This is a genomic window from Rathayibacter oskolensis (genome assembly GCF_900177245.1).
GTDB classification, from domain to species: domain Bacteria; phylum Actinomycetota; class Actinomycetes; order Actinomycetales; family Microbacteriaceae; genus Rathayibacter; species Rathayibacter oskolensis.
In genome coordinates this window covers 328,644-342,636 of sequence record NZ_FXBM01000001.1, presented here as the reverse complement: position 1 = coordinate 342,636, position 13,993 = coordinate 328,644, and the positions used below count along the sequence as shown (strand labels likewise).

The window sequence follows — 13,993 nt, the reverse complement described above, 5'->3', positions numbered from 1 at the left end:
GAGGGTTCGTCTAGACCACGTCGGCGAGATAGCCGGTCTCGGCGGCGGGGTGCCGGGCGACCTGCGCCCAGGCGGTGGCGAGCGCCTCGACGGCGCGGTCGGTCGCCTCCGGCGAGTAGCCGATCGGGATGCGGAGGAAGCGCTCGAAGGCGCCGTCGATCCCGAATCTCGGCCCCGCGGTGATCAGCAGGCCGGAGGTGCGCGCGGCCAGCGCCAGCTGCGAGCTCGCCGGGCGGCCGAGACCGACCCAGGTCGAGAGGCCGCCCGAGACGCGCGGGACGCTCCACTCCGGGATCGCCAGGGCGAGCGCCTCCTCGAGGTGGTCGCGGCCGGCGCGCAGCTGCTCGCGGCGCAGCGCGAAGACCTCGTCCATCCGCCCGAGCATGTCGGCGACGAGGAGCTGCTCGAGGATCGGGCTGCCGAGGTCGCCGGCCGACCGGGCGGCGACGAGCTTGCGGATGACGCTCCGATCGGCGCGGATCCAGCCGATGCGGATGCCTCCCCACAGCGTCTTGCCGACGGAGCCGATCGAGATCACCGTGCCCTCCGGTCCGTACGAGGCGAACGGCAGCGGCGTCATCCGCCGGTCGATGTCGAGCTCGGCCGTGGTCTCGTCGGCGACGATCAGGGTGCCCTGCCGCGCGGCCGCCGCGATCGCGCGCTCGCGCAGCTCCGGGGCCATCGAGCGACCGGTCGGGTTGTGGAAGTCGGGCATGAGGTAGGCGAGCGTGGGGCTGGTGCCCCGGAGCGCCGCGAGGAGCCCCTCGGCGTCCCAGCCGTCGGCGCCGTCGACGTTCACGGGCACCAGGCGCGCCCCGGCGAGGCGGAGCGCCTCGTAGGCGTGCGGGTAGGTCGGCGCCTCGATCAGGGCGCGGTCGCCGCGGGCGAGCAGCGTCCGCGCCACGAGGGCGATCGCGTGCTGGGCGCCGATGGTCACCATGATCTGGCCGGGCTCGGTGCGCAGCCCCCGCCGCTCGTAGCGCTCGGCGATGGCCCGGCGGAGCACCGGCAGGCCGACGGTGTCGTAGGAGCCGGAGTCGAAGTACTCGGGAGCGAGGCGGGCGGCGCGGGCGTACGCCTCCGCGAGCTCGGGGACCGCGGGCAGGGCCGCCTTGGTGAAGTCGAGGAAGTCGGGGGCGAGCGCGGGCACGGCGTGGACCGCGGCACCGGGCAGGCGCGTCACGCTGCCGGAGCCGCGCACGCTGACGAGGTAGCCGCTCTCCCGCAGCTCCCGGTAGGCGGCGGCCACCGTCGTCCGGCTCACGCCGAGCCTGGTCGACAGCTCGCGCTCGGCGGGGAGTCGGCTGTCGGCCGGGATCCGGCCGTCGATGCTCAGGAGGCGGATGCGGTCGGCGAGGGCCAGGTACGCCGGGCGGGTGCCCCGCTGCTCACGCCAGTCGCCGAGGAGGGTCTGCAGGGCGCGAACGCCGAAGTGGACATCGGCCATGTGTCCAAGGTAGCCGGATTGGACCGCGCGAGAAAGGCCAATCCTCGAGTGGGATGGGGTCATGATCAGCACCGCCCCGACGCTCGCCGTCGCCCCTCCCCTGAGCCAGTGGCGCTGGAGACCCGTTCCGCGGCTGCTGGTCGGCCTCGTACTCTATGGATTCGCGGACGCGATGATGATCAGCGCAGGGATCGGCGTCGATCCGTGGACCGTGTTCGCGCAGGGCCTCTCGCGCCAGACCGGACTGGGGATCGGACTGCTCACGAATCTGATCGGCCTGCTCGTCCTGCTCCTGTGGATCCCTCTGCGTCAGCGCCCGGGGCTCGGCACGGTGCTCAACGTGCTCGTCGTCGGGACGATGATCGACGTCGGCATCGCCGTGCTGCCCGAGCCGGAGCTCTGGTGGGGGCGGGCGCTGATGTTCGCCGGCGGACTCCTGCTGCTCGCCGTCGCCAGCGGGATCTACATCGGTGCGCGTCTCGGGCCCGGCCCCCGCGACGGGCTGATGACCGGGCTGCACACCCGCACGGGCCTTCCGATCTGGGTCGGCCGCTCGGGAGTGGAGGTCACCGTGCTGCTGATCGGCTGGGCGCTCGGCGGCGATGTCGGCCTCGGCACCCTGCTCTTCGCAGCGCTCATCGGCCCGCTCTGCTCGGTGACGCTGCCGCTGTTCGGGGTGCGGAAGCACTGAGAACGCCCCGCCCGGGTTCCCGAGCGGGGCGTTCGCGGCGACTCGCCTAGCGCTTGGCGGCGAGCTGGGCGCGGGTGCGGTCGGCCTCGTCCGACTCCTGGATCGAGGCGATCCCCTCGGTGATCGAGGTGCCCGAGGCGGGAGCACGGTGCTCGTCGGATCCGTGCTCGTCCGCTCCGAGGGTGGCCTCGTCGAACGGCCGACGTCCGCCGAGGACCTCGCGGACCTGCCCCATGTCGATCTGCTTCGTCCAGGTGCCGACGAGCAGGGTGGCGACCGCGTTGCCGGTGAAGTTGGTGACGGCGCGCGCCTCCGACATGAACCGGTCGATGCCGACGATGACGCCGACTCCGTTGACGAGGTCGGGGCGGAAGGACTGCAGGCCGCCCGCGAGGGTGGCCAGGCCCGCTCCGGTGACGCCCGCAGCGCCCTTCGAGGCGACCATCATGAACAGGAGGAGGCCGATCTGCTCCGGGATCGACATCGGCGCGCCGGTGGCCGAGGCGATGAAGAGCGAGGCCATCGTCAGGTAGATCGCGGTGCCGTCGAGGTTGAACGAGTAGCCGGTCGGGACGGTGATGCCCACGACGGGCTTGGAGACTCCGAGGTGCTCCATCTTCGCGATCAGGCGGGGCAGAGCGGCCTCGGAGGAGGAGGTTCCGACGATCAGCAGGTACTCGCGGGCCAGGTACTTCATGAGCGAGAAGATGTTGACGCCGGTGACCAGGCGCAGCAGCAGCCCGAGGATGACGACCACGAAGATCGCGCAGGTGAGGTAGAACCCGATCATCAGGGTGGCGAGGGCGACGACAGCACCCCAGCCGGTCTCGCCGACGACGGCCGCGATCGCACCGAACGCTCCGATCGGGGCGACCCAGAGCACCATCGAGAGGATGCGGAAGACGAGGGTCTGCAGCTGCTTGATGGCTCCGAGGATCGGCTGGCCCTTGGCGCCCATCTTCTGCAGGGCGAAGCCGACGAGGAGGGCGACGAAGAGGGTCTGCAGGATGCTGCCGTCGACCAGCGACGAGAAGAGCGAGACCGGGATGATGCCGAGCAGGAACTCCGAGGTGGTCTCGGCCTTGAGGTCGCTCGTGTCGTAGGTGGCGCCCGAGATGTCGAGGCCCTCTCCCGGGTGCAGGAGGTTGCCGACGACGAGGCCGATGCCGAGCGCGAAGGTCGACATGATGATGAAGTAGCCGAGCGCGAGACCGCCGACCTTGCCGACCGTCGCGGCCTTCGCGATCGATCCGATGCCGATCACGATCGTGCAGAAGATGATCGGCGCGATCATCATCTTGATCAGGCCGACGAAGGCCTTGCCGATGGGTGCGAGACCGGCCGCGAACTCCGGCGCGACGAGACCGACGACGATGCCGGCGGCGACGGCGATGACGACCGCGATGTAGAGCCAGTGGTTGCGGTCGATCCGCCTGCGGGTAGTGCTTCCGGGCGTCTTTGCCATGAGCGTGTCCTGTCTCTTCGTCGAGGCGGCGGAGCGGGGGCTCCGGCACAGGACGATGCTGGCAACGCCTCCGTGGGGCCGTGGGGTTGCGTTCATACTGTTCACGGAACGAGGAGGTCGCGATGGTCAGGCCTGCCGCCGCGCGCGGCCCGCGCGGGAGCATCGCGGCGCGTCTGTTCGCGATCCAGCTGCTGTGCATCCTGCTGGTCGGGGCCTCGGCGGTCGTCGTTCTCGCGATCGACGCCCGCGGCCGGGCGGGCGAGGAGGCGGCCCAGCGCAGCCTGGTCGTCGCGCGCACCGTGGCCGACAACCCGTTCGTGCTCGAGGCGACCGCGCAGCCGGATCCGTCGGCGGCGCTGCAGCCGTACGCCGAGGAGATCATGGCCGACACCGGCGTCGACTTCCTCACGATCATGAACCCCGACCGCACCCGCTACACCCACCGCGACCGCGACCAGATCGGGCTGCCCTTCATCGGCACCATCGCGCCTGCGCTCGAGGGGCGCACGTTCACCGAGACCTACACCGGCACGCTCGGCCCGTCGGTGCGCGCCGTCGCTCCGATCGAGAGCGCCGACGGGACCGTCGTGGCGCTCGTCTCGGCGGGAGTCACGCTCTCGGCGGTCGACGCCTCCTTCGTCTCGCGCGTGCAGTTCGTGGCGTGGGGCGTGCTCGGCGCGGTCGCGCTCGGGGGGTTCGGCTCGTGGCTGCTCGCCCGCTACCTGCGCCGGGTCACCGGCGGCCGCGGGCCGGAGCAGATAAGCCAGGTCTTCGCCTACTACGAGTCGGTCCTGCACTCGGTCCGCGAGGGCCTGCTCCTCGTCGACGACCGGGGGCGGCTCGTGCTCGCCAACGACCACGCGCTCGAGCTGCTCGGACTCGAGGGCGTGCAGACCCCCGTCCCGGTCGCCGAGCTCGACATCCCGGAGTCGTTGCGCGAGCTGCTGCAGGCCGACGAGCCGATCGCCGACCGCCTCGTGGTCGCCCGCGAGCGGACCCTGGTGGTGAACGAGCGGCCGGCCGCCTCCCCCGGCGCGCGGCCGCTCGGCACCGTGACGACCCTCCGCGACCGCACCGAGCTGCAGCGCGTGAGCGGCGAGCTGGAGTCGATGCGCACCATGTCCGACGCGCTGCGCTCGCAGACCCACGAGTTCTCGAACCGGCTGCACACCATCGCGTCGCTGATCGAGCTCGGCCGCCCCGAGGAGGCGCTCGCCTTCGCGGCCGGCGAGCTGAACCTGAGCCAGCGGCTCGCCGACCGGGTCCTCGGCTCGGTGCAGGAGCCGGTGATCGCCGCGCTGCTGCTCGGCAAGGCGGCGCAGGCCCGCGAGCGCGGGGTCGAGCTGCATCTCGAGACCCACCTCGAACCGGGGACGCAGGGCTTCGAGCCGGGCGACCTGGTGACCGTGCTCGGGAACCTGATCGACAACGCGCTCGACGCGGCCGCCTCCTCCGCCGGTGATCGCGAGCCGTGGGTCGAGGTGTACCTGGGTCTGTCCGACGGCACGGATCTCGTGCTGCAGGTCTCGGACAGCGGGCCGGGGGTCGAGGCCGCCGCCGACGTGTTCGCACGCGGCTACTCGACCAAGGAGTCGGACGCGTTCGGTCGCGGGATCGGGCTGGCGCTGGTCCAGCAGGTGGTCGAGCGGCTCGGCGGGAGCATCGAGGTGTCGCGGCACGTCGGTGCGGTGTTCACGGTGCAGCTGCCGCTGCGCGAGGCGGCCCGGCGATGACGCCGATCCGCGTGCTCGTGGTCGAGGACGAACCGCTGACCGCGAGCGCCCACGCCGACTACGTGCGCAGGGTCGACGGGTTCGAGGTCGCCGCGGTCGCGGGCAGCGGCGCCGAGGCGATCCGCGCGCTGCGGGCCGACTCCGGCATCGCCCTGATCCTGCTCGACATGAACCTGCCCGACATGGGCGGGCTGGACCTCTGCCGGGCGGTCCGCACGGCGGGCCTCGACGTCGACGTGATCGCGATCACCGCCGTGCGGGACGCGGCGGTGGTGCGCGCCTCCGTCTCCGCCGGGATCGTGCAGTACCTGATCAAGCCGTTCGTCTTCAGCGCGTTCGCCGCGAAGCTCGCGAGCTACCGCTCCTACCGCGAACGGATGCGCGGCGCGGCCGTGGCGAGCCAGCACGAGGTCGACGGAGCGTTCGCGGCACTGCGGACCTCGAACGCCCCGGGACTCGCGAAGGGCCTCTCGGCCGACACGCTCGACGCGGTCACCGCGCTGCTGGGGCCGGTCGGACTCTCGGCCGGCGAGCTCGCCACGCGCCTCGACATCTCGCGGGTGACGGCCCGGCGCTACCTCGAGCACCTGGCCGACAGCGGAGTCGCCGAGCGCGCCCCGCGCTACGGCTCGCCGGGGCGCCCGGAGCTCGAGTACCGGCGGCGCTAGGTCACGCCGAGGCAGTCCGGCTCGTGCCCAGTGCCGCAACGATCTCCTCCTCGATCAGGTCGTAGTTGATCGCCGCGCCGACGCGGAGGCCGTCGGCGGCGGACGCCATCACCTGCGCCATCGGCTCGACCAGGGAGCCGGCGGCGAAGACGCGCGGCACTCCGGTGCGCCCCATCGGGTCGGCGGCGAGGTGGCGGGTTGCCCCGGAGGGGTGGTCGACGAGCTCGAGGCCGAGTCCCTCGGGCAGGACCGCCTCGACCCGCGGGCCGACGACGACCGCATCGAGCGGGTGCAGGCGCCCGTCGATCCGGACGCCGACGACGTGGTCGCCCTCGACGACGACCTCCTCGACGAGGCCGGGGATCAGCTCGATGCCGCGTGCGGCGAGGGCCTCGGCCTCCTCGGCCGAGGGCACGAACACGCCGTTCGAGAGGATCGAGGTGCGATCGCTCAGCTGCCGGAACATCTGCGCCTGGTGACCCGAGAAGGAGCTGCCGAGCACGCCGATCCGCGTGCCGCGCACCTCGTAGCCGTGGCAGTACGGGCAGTGCAGCACGTCGCGTCCCCATCGCTCGGCGAGCCCGGGGATCGCGGGCAGGTGGTCGCGGACACCGGTGGCGAGCAGCAGGCGGCGGGCGCGCAGCACGGTGCCGTCGGCGAGCGTCGCCGACACTCCGTCCGGACCGGCCGAGGCGCTCAGGACCTCCCCCTCGACGACTCGGGCGCCGTAGCCCTCGGCCTCGACGCGGCCGAGGCGCGCGAGCTCGGTCGGCGACGTTCCGTCGCGGGTCAGGACGTTGTGCGCGCCGGGCGAGGGGGCGTTGCGCGGCGGGCCGCCGTCGACGACGAGCACGTCGCGGAGGCTCCGGCCGAGGGCGGTCGCGGCGGCGAGGCCGGCGAAGGAGGCGCCGATGATGAGGACGTCGGCGGGGGCAGTGGTGGTGGAGGTCATGATCCGATGGTGCGCCGGACGGCATCCGAGTGCGAGGAACCGTGCCGGAACGGCATGACCGGACCGCCTCCGTGGGAGGCTCGACGCATGGACACCGCGCACTCTCTCTCCGATGACGAGATCGTGGCGGCCGTCGGCGCGCGACTGCGACGCCTCCGGACCCGCCGCGACCGCACGCTGGCCTCGCTCGCGGCCGAGACGGGCATCTCGGCGAGCACCCTGTCGCGGCTCGAGAGCGGCGGCCGGCGCGCGACGCTCGAGCTGCTCCTCCCGATCGCGCGGGCCCTCGGGGCGCCGCTCGACGAGCTGGTCGGAGCGGCCCCCGAGGACCCGCGGGTGCACGGGCGCCCGATCTCACGCCACGGGATGGTGATCCAGCCGCTCAGCCGCGACGCGGGCGCGCTGCAGGCGTTCAAGACCACGATCCCGGCAGGTCCCGTCCCCGAACCCGAGCAGCAGCGGACCCACGAGGGCTTCGAGTGGCTCTACGTGATCAGCGGGCGGCTCCGGCTGAAGCTCGGCGAGCACGATCTGGTGCTGCCCGCCGGCGAGGCAGCCGAGTTCGACACCCGGGTGCCGCACTGGTTCGGCCGCGCCGACGAGAGGGCGGTCGAGTTCCTCAGCCTGTTCGGGCGGCAGGGCGAGCGGATGCACGTCCGCGCCTCGACGAGGCGCTGACGGCTCCGTCCGCCCCGGGGTCAGACCTCGCCGAGCACCTCGCGGACGAAGCCGGTCGTCTTCGCCCGCAGCGTCGCGATCCGCTCGGCCTTCGCCGCCTCGACGTCGAAGCCGACGTAGGCGACCGACGGGCGGGTGCGCACGTTCGCCGAGCACTGGAACTCCGCGCAGATCAGCGTGCCGAGGGTGTCTCCCGCCCGACCGGCCGGCCCGGCCTTCTTCGCCCCGAAGAAGACCACGTCGTTGGGGAGGCGGACGTCGCGGCACCACGTGCACTGCGCCCGCGAGCGCGGGTTCGCGTCGGCCTGGCGGAGCACCACGCCGACGAGCCGCTCCTCGAGCGGGACGACGACGTAGGCGCGGCGGCCGATCTTGCGGTCGCGCCAGCCGAGATGGTCGACCGCGTCCCAGTCGAAGGAGTCGAAGCCGGTCGGCAGCGAGAGGTCGGCGACCTCCTTGCGCGAGGCGTTCACGAAGGAGTCGCGGATGGTCTGTTCGGTCAGAGGCAGCATGAGAGCACCGTTCGGTGGGGCCCGGCGATCCGGGCGGAATCAAGGGGGAGGAAGGCGCGACGAAGAGAGCCGGCCTGTCGACCGGTCTTCGAAGGCGCCGCTGCCCGGTCGTCCGCGGACGGACCGGGAGCGGCCGCTACCTGACGCCGGCGGTGCGACCGCCGACGACCTCCTTGCTGCTCATCCCCCCAGCCTAAGCGCTCAACCCAGGTGCGCCACGGCCTCCTGCGGAGCCTGCGAGAGGAACTCCTCCTTCTTGATGCGGATCATCGCGAAGGCGATCACGGAGGCGAGCACCAGGCCGACCGCGGCCGCGACGAACACCGCGGAGTAACCGTCGACGAACGTGACGGGCGAGCCCTGCTCCCCCGCGACTCCGGCGTAGATCGTCGTGAAGATCGAGAGGCCGATCGAGCCGCCGATCTGCATCGCGGCGTTCGCGGTCGCTCCGGCGGCACCGGCGTCGTGCCCGGCGACTCCGGTCAGCGCCACGTTCTGCACGGGCACGAAGATCATCGCCATTCCGATGCCGAGCAGGATCAGCGCGGGCAGCACCTGCACGAGGTAGGAGCCGTCGGGCGTGATGCGGCTGAGGTAGACGAGACCGGCGGCCGCGATCAGCGGGCCGACGATCATCAGGACGCGCGGTCCGACGCTCGGGAGCAGCTTGGTGGCGACGCCCGCGACGATCATGATCGTGACGGTCATCGGGAGGTTGGCGAGGCCCGCCTCGAGCGGCGCGAGGCCCAGCACCAGCTGCAGGTGCAGCGTCAGGTAGAGGGTCGAGCCGATCATGACGCTGCCGACGATCGCCTGGATGAGGAACGCGCCTCCGCGGACCCGATCGGCGACGATGCGCAGCGGCAGCAGGGGGTGGTCGGAGCGCGCCTGGATGCGGACGAACAGCGCGAGCAGCAGGACTCCGGCGAGGAGGAAGCCGAGGGTGTCGACGCGCAGCCAGCCCTGCTCGGCGAGGGTGAAGCCGTAGACGACGCTGGCGAGGCCGAGCGCGACGGTGATCGTGCCGGCGATGTCGAAGCGGTTCTTCCCCTCGGCGCGGCTCTCGGTGACGAGCAGCGCGCCGGCGACGACGCCGACGATCACGACGGGGACGTTGACCAGGAGGCACCAGCGCCAGTCGGCGAACTCGGTGAGCAGACCGCCGAGGACGAGACCGACGGCGGCGCCCGCTCCGGCGACCGAGCCGAAGACGGCGAAGGCGGTGTTGCGCTCGCGCCCGCCGGGGAACGACACGGTGAGCAGGGCGAGCGCGGCGGGGGCGAGCAGTGCGGCGAAGGCGCCCTGCAGGCCGCGGGCCGCGATGAGCTCGGTTCCGGAGGAGGCGACTCCGCCCCACGCGGAGGCGGCGCCGAAGCCGATCATGCCGATCAGGTAGGTGCGCTTGCGGCCGGTGTAGTCGGCAATGCGGCCGCCCAGGAGCAGGAGCGCGCCGAACGCGAGGGCGTAGGCGGTGACGACCCACTGGCGCTCGACGTCGGTCAGACCGAGGTCGGCCTGCGCGGCGGGCAGCGCGATCGTGACGATGGTTCCGTCGAGGACGACGACGAGCTGGGTCATCGCGAGGATCACGAGGACCCACCAGCGGCGGGAGGAGGAGGGCGCGGTCATTGCAGGCCTTTCGAAGCGGAGGGAGCGGGACCGGCGGGTCCGGATCCGAGCCGCATCACTGGGGCTGAACCACCCCAACTGGTTGGTTGGGCACGGACGAGTGTAACGTTCGACCGCCTGGAGGTGTCAGCGTGGATCAGACGAACATCGAGAAGACGTCGGCGCGCGAGCGCATCCTGCAGGCCGCGACCGCCGAGTTCGCGGCCCACGGCTTCGCGGGGGCCCGGGTCGACCGGGTCGCCGCCGCCGCCGGACTCAACAAGGAGCGGCTCTACGCCTACTACGGCGGCAAGCGCGGGCTCTTCGTCTCGACCGTCGTCGAGGCGCTGCGGGCGCTCGACGAGACGCTCCTCGCCGAGGTCGCCGACCTGCCCGACCTCGCCGGCCGGATGTTCGACCACGTCTGGGAGCACCCGGAGTTCCTGCGCCTGCTCACCTGGGCTCGCCTCGAGGGCGAGGGCGTCTGGGAGGAGGCCGGCGAGCGGCTCGGCGGCATCCCGGCTCCGGAGGCCCGCGTGCTCGAGTGGCAGCGCGCCGGCGTCGTCGACGCGAGCTGGGCGGCCGACGACCTCTTCATCGCGCTGCTCGGGCTCTGCGAGATCTGGCACCTGACGCCGTTCGCGCAGCGCGGGGGTGAGGGCGAGGCCACCCGGGAGCGGCGTCGGGCCTTCGTGGTGCACGTCGCGGCGCTGGTGGGCGCGCCGGCCTGAGATGCTCGCGTGCGATCTGCAGGAGGCGGTGCGGTCTGCAGGAGGCGGTGCGATCTGCAGGAGCTGAGCACCCGATCGGATCACAACCTCAGCTCGCCGACGTCAGCCGCTCGAGGTAGCCCGCGAACGCGCGGAGATCCTCCTCGGGCCAGGAGCTCAGCGCCTCCTGCATCCGCCGGCGCTGGAGGCCGCCGAGGTCGGCCATCCGAGCACGCCCCTCGGCGGTGAGCGCGAGGAAGCGCGCACGTCCATCGGCCGGATCGGCCGTCATCTCGACCAGACCCAGCCGGCCGAGCTGGCGGGCCTGGCGGCTGATCGCACTGCGGTCGACTCCGAGCTGGAGCGCGGCGGCGCTGGAGTGGACCGGTCCGCAGCGCTCGAGCATCCGGAGGAGCCGGAGCCCGAAGGGCGGCAGCCCCGGGTCGATGGCCGCGGCCGCATCGCGGACCGCGGCCCGCACCTGGACGGCGAGCGCGGTGATCTGCTCCTCGACCTCGAGCAGGGCGCTCGCCGCCGGCGCGGTCGTCATCAGCGCTGCTCGACCACGTCGATCGAGCCGGTCGGGCGGGCGTCCGCTGCGTGCCGCGCGTGGGCGGCGGGAGCCGCGTGACGGGCGAGGTGCTCGGTCTGCTCGGCGGGCTGCGCCTGACCGACGGGCCGCAGGGCGGCCTGGCCGTCGGAGGCGCCGATGAGGGCGTCCTCGGCGGCTTTGATCGTGCGCGCCGGCTCCGCCTTCAGCTGCACCGCGTTCTTGGTGCCGAGGTCGACGTTCGGGAGCAGGACGACGGCGATGAGCGTGACGAGCGCCAGCGGGATGCTGAACAGGAACACGTCGCCGATGCCGATCCCGTAGGCGCTCTCGACCACGACGCGGACGGCGTCGGGGAGGGTCGAGACCTGCGGGATGGTACCGCCGCCGAGCGCCTGCGCCGCGACCGCCTGGTCGGCGGGAGCGAGAGCGGCGATGCCGCTCGCCGTGCGGTCCGCGATGACGGTGCCGAGGATCGACCCGAGGACCGAGACGCCGATGGTGCCGCCGAGGCTGCGGAAGAAGGTGACCGCGCTGGTGGCGACTCCGAGGTTCTTGACCTCGATCGAGTTCTGCACGACGAGCACCAGGTTCTGCATCAGCATGCCCAGACCCGCGCCGAGGACCGCCATCGAGAGGCCGACGTACACGAAGCTGGTGTCGTAGCGCAGCTGGCTCAGGAGCGACGTGCCGACGACCGAGAAGACGGCGCCGGTGATCATGATCGCCTTCCACTTTCCGGTGCGCGAGATGATGCCTCCGAAGATCGTCGAGGCGATCAGCAGCCCCGCCATCAGCGGGATCGTCAGGAGGCCCGACTGGGTGGGCGTGGCGCCGCGCGAGAGCTGCATGTACTGCGCGAGGAACACCGCGGTGCCGAACAGCGAGACTCCGACCGAGATGCTGGCGACGACCGCGAGGCTGAAGGTGCGGTTCTTGAACATGCTCATCGGGATGATCGGCTCGGCGACCGTCAGCTCCGTGATGACCGCGGCGATGAGCAGGACGACGGCTCCGCCGACCATGACGGCGGTCTCCCACGAGGCCCAGTCGAAGTTCTTGCCGACCAGCGACACCCAGATCAGCAGGAGCGAGACGCCGCCCGCGATCAGCACGGCACCGAGGTAGTCGATCTTCACCGTGCGCTTGGGGTGGGCGGGGAGGCGGAGGGTGACCTGGAGCAGGATGATCGCGACGATCGCGACCGGCAGCGCGATGAAGAAGTTCCAGCGCCAGCCGAACGCGTCGGTGACGACGCCGCCGAGCAGCGGGCCGCCGACGGTGCCGATGGCCATCACTCCGCCGAAGAGACCGGCGTACTTGCCGCGCTCACGCGGGCTGATGATGTCGGCCATGATGATCTGGCTCAGCGCTGCGAGTCCGCCGGCGCCGAGGCCCTGGAACACGCGGAACACGATCAGCATGTCGGTGTCCTGCGAGAACCCGGCGGCCGCCGATCCGATCACGAAGATCGCGAGCGCGAGCTGGATCAGCAGCTTGCGGTTGAAGAGGTCGGCGAACTTGCCCCAGAGCGGAGTCGAGACGGTGGTCGCGAGCAGCGTCGCGGTGACGACCCACGTGTAGGCGTTCTGGTCGCCCTTGAGGTCGGAGATGATCAGCGGCAGCGAGGTCGACACGACCGTGCCCGCGAGGATCGAGACGAACATCCCGAGCAGCAGGCCGCTGAGGGACTCGAGCACCTGGCGGTGCGACATCGACCCGTCGGGGCCGGCGGGGGTGGCGCGCTCCGCAGTGGCGAGCGCGCGATCTGGGCGGGACATTCTGCTCCTCTTGACGATGCGGTCTGCGGTCGACGACCGGCACTGGTTGACCTACGTCAACTATTGACCGAGAGCAACTATATAGCCTGGCTCGCCTTTCGGGGAGACCTCTCGCCGATCCCGTCGTCGGAGTTCGGGGCGGAGTCCTGCCGCCTCTGACGAGGCTGCCGGAGTGGACGAGGCTGCAGGAGTGGACGAGGCTGCCGGAGTGGACGAGGCTGGTGCGACGGACGCGCGCGACAGAGCGGACGAGTACGAAGCGGAGCGTCCTCGAGTCGTGCGACCGGGGAGGAGGAACGCACGTGGAACGACGGACCCTGCCCGTGCTCGACAGCACGATGGCGTTCCTCGAGGCCGGCTCCGGACCGACCGTCGTGCTGCTGCACGGCAACCCCACCTCGTCGCATCTCTGGCGCAACGTCATCCCCGGCGTGGCGGAGGCGGGCTACCGGGTGATCGCGGCGGATCTGATCGGCATGGGGCGGTCGGGGTCATCGGGCCGGGGCTACCGACTGGTCGATCATCTCGCCTATCTCGAAGCCTTCCTGGACGCACTCGGCGTTCCCGATCCTGTTCTCGTCGGCCACGACTGGGGCGGTGTCCTGGCGCTGGCCCTCGCACGCTCGCGCCCGGCGTCCGTTCGCGGTGCGGCAGTCCTCGAAGCCCACCTCCATCCGATCGACGACTGGTCGGATCTGAGCGAGGCGGACTCCGAGATGTTCTCCCGACTGCGCGCTCAGGGGTCCGGCGAGCAGGCCGTCATCGAGGACAACTTCTTCGTCGAGGTCGTGCTGCCCGCTGGAGTCGTCCGCGATCTCGCCGCTTCCGACCACGACGGGTACCGCGCTCCGTTCACCGATGCGGCAGCGCGTGCACCGATCCTGCAGTGGGTGCGAGAGATCCCATCGCCGGCGAACCCGCCGATGTCGTGGACCTGGTCACGCGCAATCAGGACGCGCTGCGGGATCCGAGACTCCCCACGCTGGTCCTCTACGGTGACCCCGGCGCGGTGATCGGCGAGGCCGAGGTGGGATGGTGCGCCTCGCACGGCCGTGCGATGACGCTCGCGGCGATCGGACAGGGGACCCACTTCCTCCCCGAGGACCGACCGGACGAGATCGCCGATGCCCTCGCCGCGTGGCTGCGGACCCTCGGGTCGTCCTGAGGGCGCACTCCCGCTCCTCGTCGTGGCGACGGC

General features: G+C 72.0%; 14 protein-coding genes. 7 read left to right on the top strand and 7 right to left on the bottom strand.

All coding sequences use genetic code 11. The features are described 5' to 3' along the window. Positions 1 to 10: 10 nt before the first annotated feature. A complete protein-coding gene (gene yczR, locus B9Y99_RS01720; RefSeq protein WP_085474880.1) occupies positions 11 to 1,447 on the bottom strand; it encodes a MocR-like transcription factor YczR in 1,437 nt (478 codons plus the stop codon). A 172-nt stretch (positions 1,448 to 1,619) separates the two neighbouring features. Here yczR and yczE point away from each other — a divergent pair, with 172 nt between their 5' ends. After that, entirely contained in the window at positions 1,620 to 2,138 is a 519-nt protein-coding gene (gene yczE, locus B9Y99_RS01715) for a membrane protein YczE (protein WP_085476190.1), read from the top strand. 46 nt (positions 2,139 to 2,184) lie between these two features. On the opposite strand, the gene B9Y99_RS01710 is transcribed toward yczE, so the two are convergent. Then, positions 2,185 to 3,603, bottom strand: coding sequence for a cation:dicarboxylate symporter family transporter (locus B9Y99_RS01710; protein ID WP_085474879.1), 1,419 nt, complete (start codon positions 3,601 to 3,603; stop codon positions 2,185 to 2,187). 122 nt (positions 3,604 to 3,725) lie between these two features. Here B9Y99_RS01710 and B9Y99_RS01705 point away from each other — a divergent pair, with 122 nt between their 5' ends. Then, positions 3,726 to 5,336, top strand: a complete 1,611-nt coding sequence (locus B9Y99_RS01705; RefSeq protein WP_085474878.1) for a sensor histidine kinase — start codon at positions 3,726 to 3,728, stop codon at positions 5,334 to 5,336. Beyond that, positions 5,333 to 6,004 carry a response regulator gene (locus B9Y99_RS01700; protein WP_085474877.1) on the top strand — a complete coding sequence of 224 codons (672 nt, stop codon included), beginning with the start codon at positions 5,333 to 5,335 and terminating at the stop codon, positions 6,002 to 6,004. The genes B9Y99_RS01705 and B9Y99_RS01700 overlap by 4 nt, the downstream gene beginning before the upstream one ends. A 1-nt stretch (position 6,005) precedes the next feature. Here B9Y99_RS01700 and B9Y99_RS01695 read toward each other — a convergent pair whose 3' ends face one another. Next, on the bottom strand, positions 6,006 to 6,956 hold the full coding sequence (locus B9Y99_RS01695) for an NAD(P)/FAD-dependent oxidoreductase (protein ID WP_085474876.1): 951 nt from the start codon (positions 6,954 to 6,956) through the stop codon (positions 6,006 to 6,008). A gap of 87 nt (positions 6,957 to 7,043) precedes the next feature. On the opposite strand from B9Y99_RS01695, the gene B9Y99_RS01690 reads away from it, so the two are divergent. Then, positions 7,044 to 7,634 (top strand): helix-turn-helix domain-containing protein, encoded by a 591-nt coding sequence (locus tag B9Y99_RS01690; RefSeq protein WP_085474875.1) that lies wholly within the window; start codon positions 7,044 to 7,046, stop codon positions 7,632 to 7,634. 20 nt (positions 7,635 to 7,654) lie between these two features. Here the strand turns inward: B9Y99_RS01690 and B9Y99_RS01685 are convergent, their stop codons facing one another. Beyond that, positions 7,655 to 8,146 carry an FBP domain-containing protein gene (locus B9Y99_RS01685; protein ID WP_085474874.1) on the bottom strand — a complete coding sequence of 164 codons (492 nt, stop codon included), beginning with the start codon at positions 8,144 to 8,146 and terminating at the stop codon, positions 7,655 to 7,657. A 201-nt stretch (positions 8,147 to 8,347) separates the two neighbouring features. Further along, entirely contained in the window at positions 8,348 to 9,775 is a 1,428-nt protein-coding gene (locus tag B9Y99_RS01680; protein ID WP_085474873.1) for an MFS transporter, read from the bottom strand. A gap of 131 nt (positions 9,776 to 9,906) precedes the next feature. Between B9Y99_RS01680 and B9Y99_RS01675 the strand changes: the two genes are divergently transcribed. Then, positions 9,907 to 10,485 (top strand): TetR family transcriptional regulator, encoded by a 579-nt coding sequence (locus B9Y99_RS01675; RefSeq protein WP_165759508.1) that lies wholly within the window; start codon positions 9,907 to 9,909, stop codon positions 10,483 to 10,485. A gap of 88 nt (positions 10,486 to 10,573) precedes the next feature. On the opposite strand, the gene B9Y99_RS01670 is transcribed toward B9Y99_RS01675, so the two are convergent. After that, the gene (locus B9Y99_RS01670) at positions 10,574 to 11,014 is read right to left on the bottom strand and encodes a MarR family winged helix-turn-helix transcriptional regulator (RefSeq protein WP_085474871.1); all 441 of its coding nucleotides are present in this window, start codon (positions 11,012 to 11,014) and stop codon (positions 10,574 to 10,576) included. After that, positions 11,014 to 12,729, bottom strand: a complete 1,716-nt coding sequence (locus B9Y99_RS01665; protein ID WP_085476189.1) for an MDR family MFS transporter — start codon at positions 12,727 to 12,729, stop codon at positions 11,014 to 11,016. The genes B9Y99_RS01670 and B9Y99_RS01665 overlap by 1 nt, the downstream gene beginning before the upstream one ends. 368 nt (positions 12,730 to 13,097) lie before the next feature. On the opposite strand from B9Y99_RS01665, the gene B9Y99_RS01660 reads away from it, so the two are divergent. Together B9Y99_RS01660 and B9Y99_RS18975 are read left to right on the top strand one after the other, a co-directional pair. Further along, positions 13,098 to 13,808 (top strand): haloalkane dehalogenase, encoded by a 711-nt coding sequence (locus B9Y99_RS01660; RefSeq protein ID WP_129587853.1) that lies wholly within the window; start codon positions 13,098 to 13,100, stop codon positions 13,806 to 13,808. Next, entirely contained in the window at positions 13,805 to 13,960 is a 156-nt protein-coding gene (locus tag B9Y99_RS18975) for a hypothetical protein (protein WP_208856872.1), read from the top strand. Before B9Y99_RS01660 ends, B9Y99_RS18975 begins: the two co-directional genes overlap by 4 nt. The last annotated feature ends 33 nt before the right edge of the window (positions 13,961 to 13,993 follow it).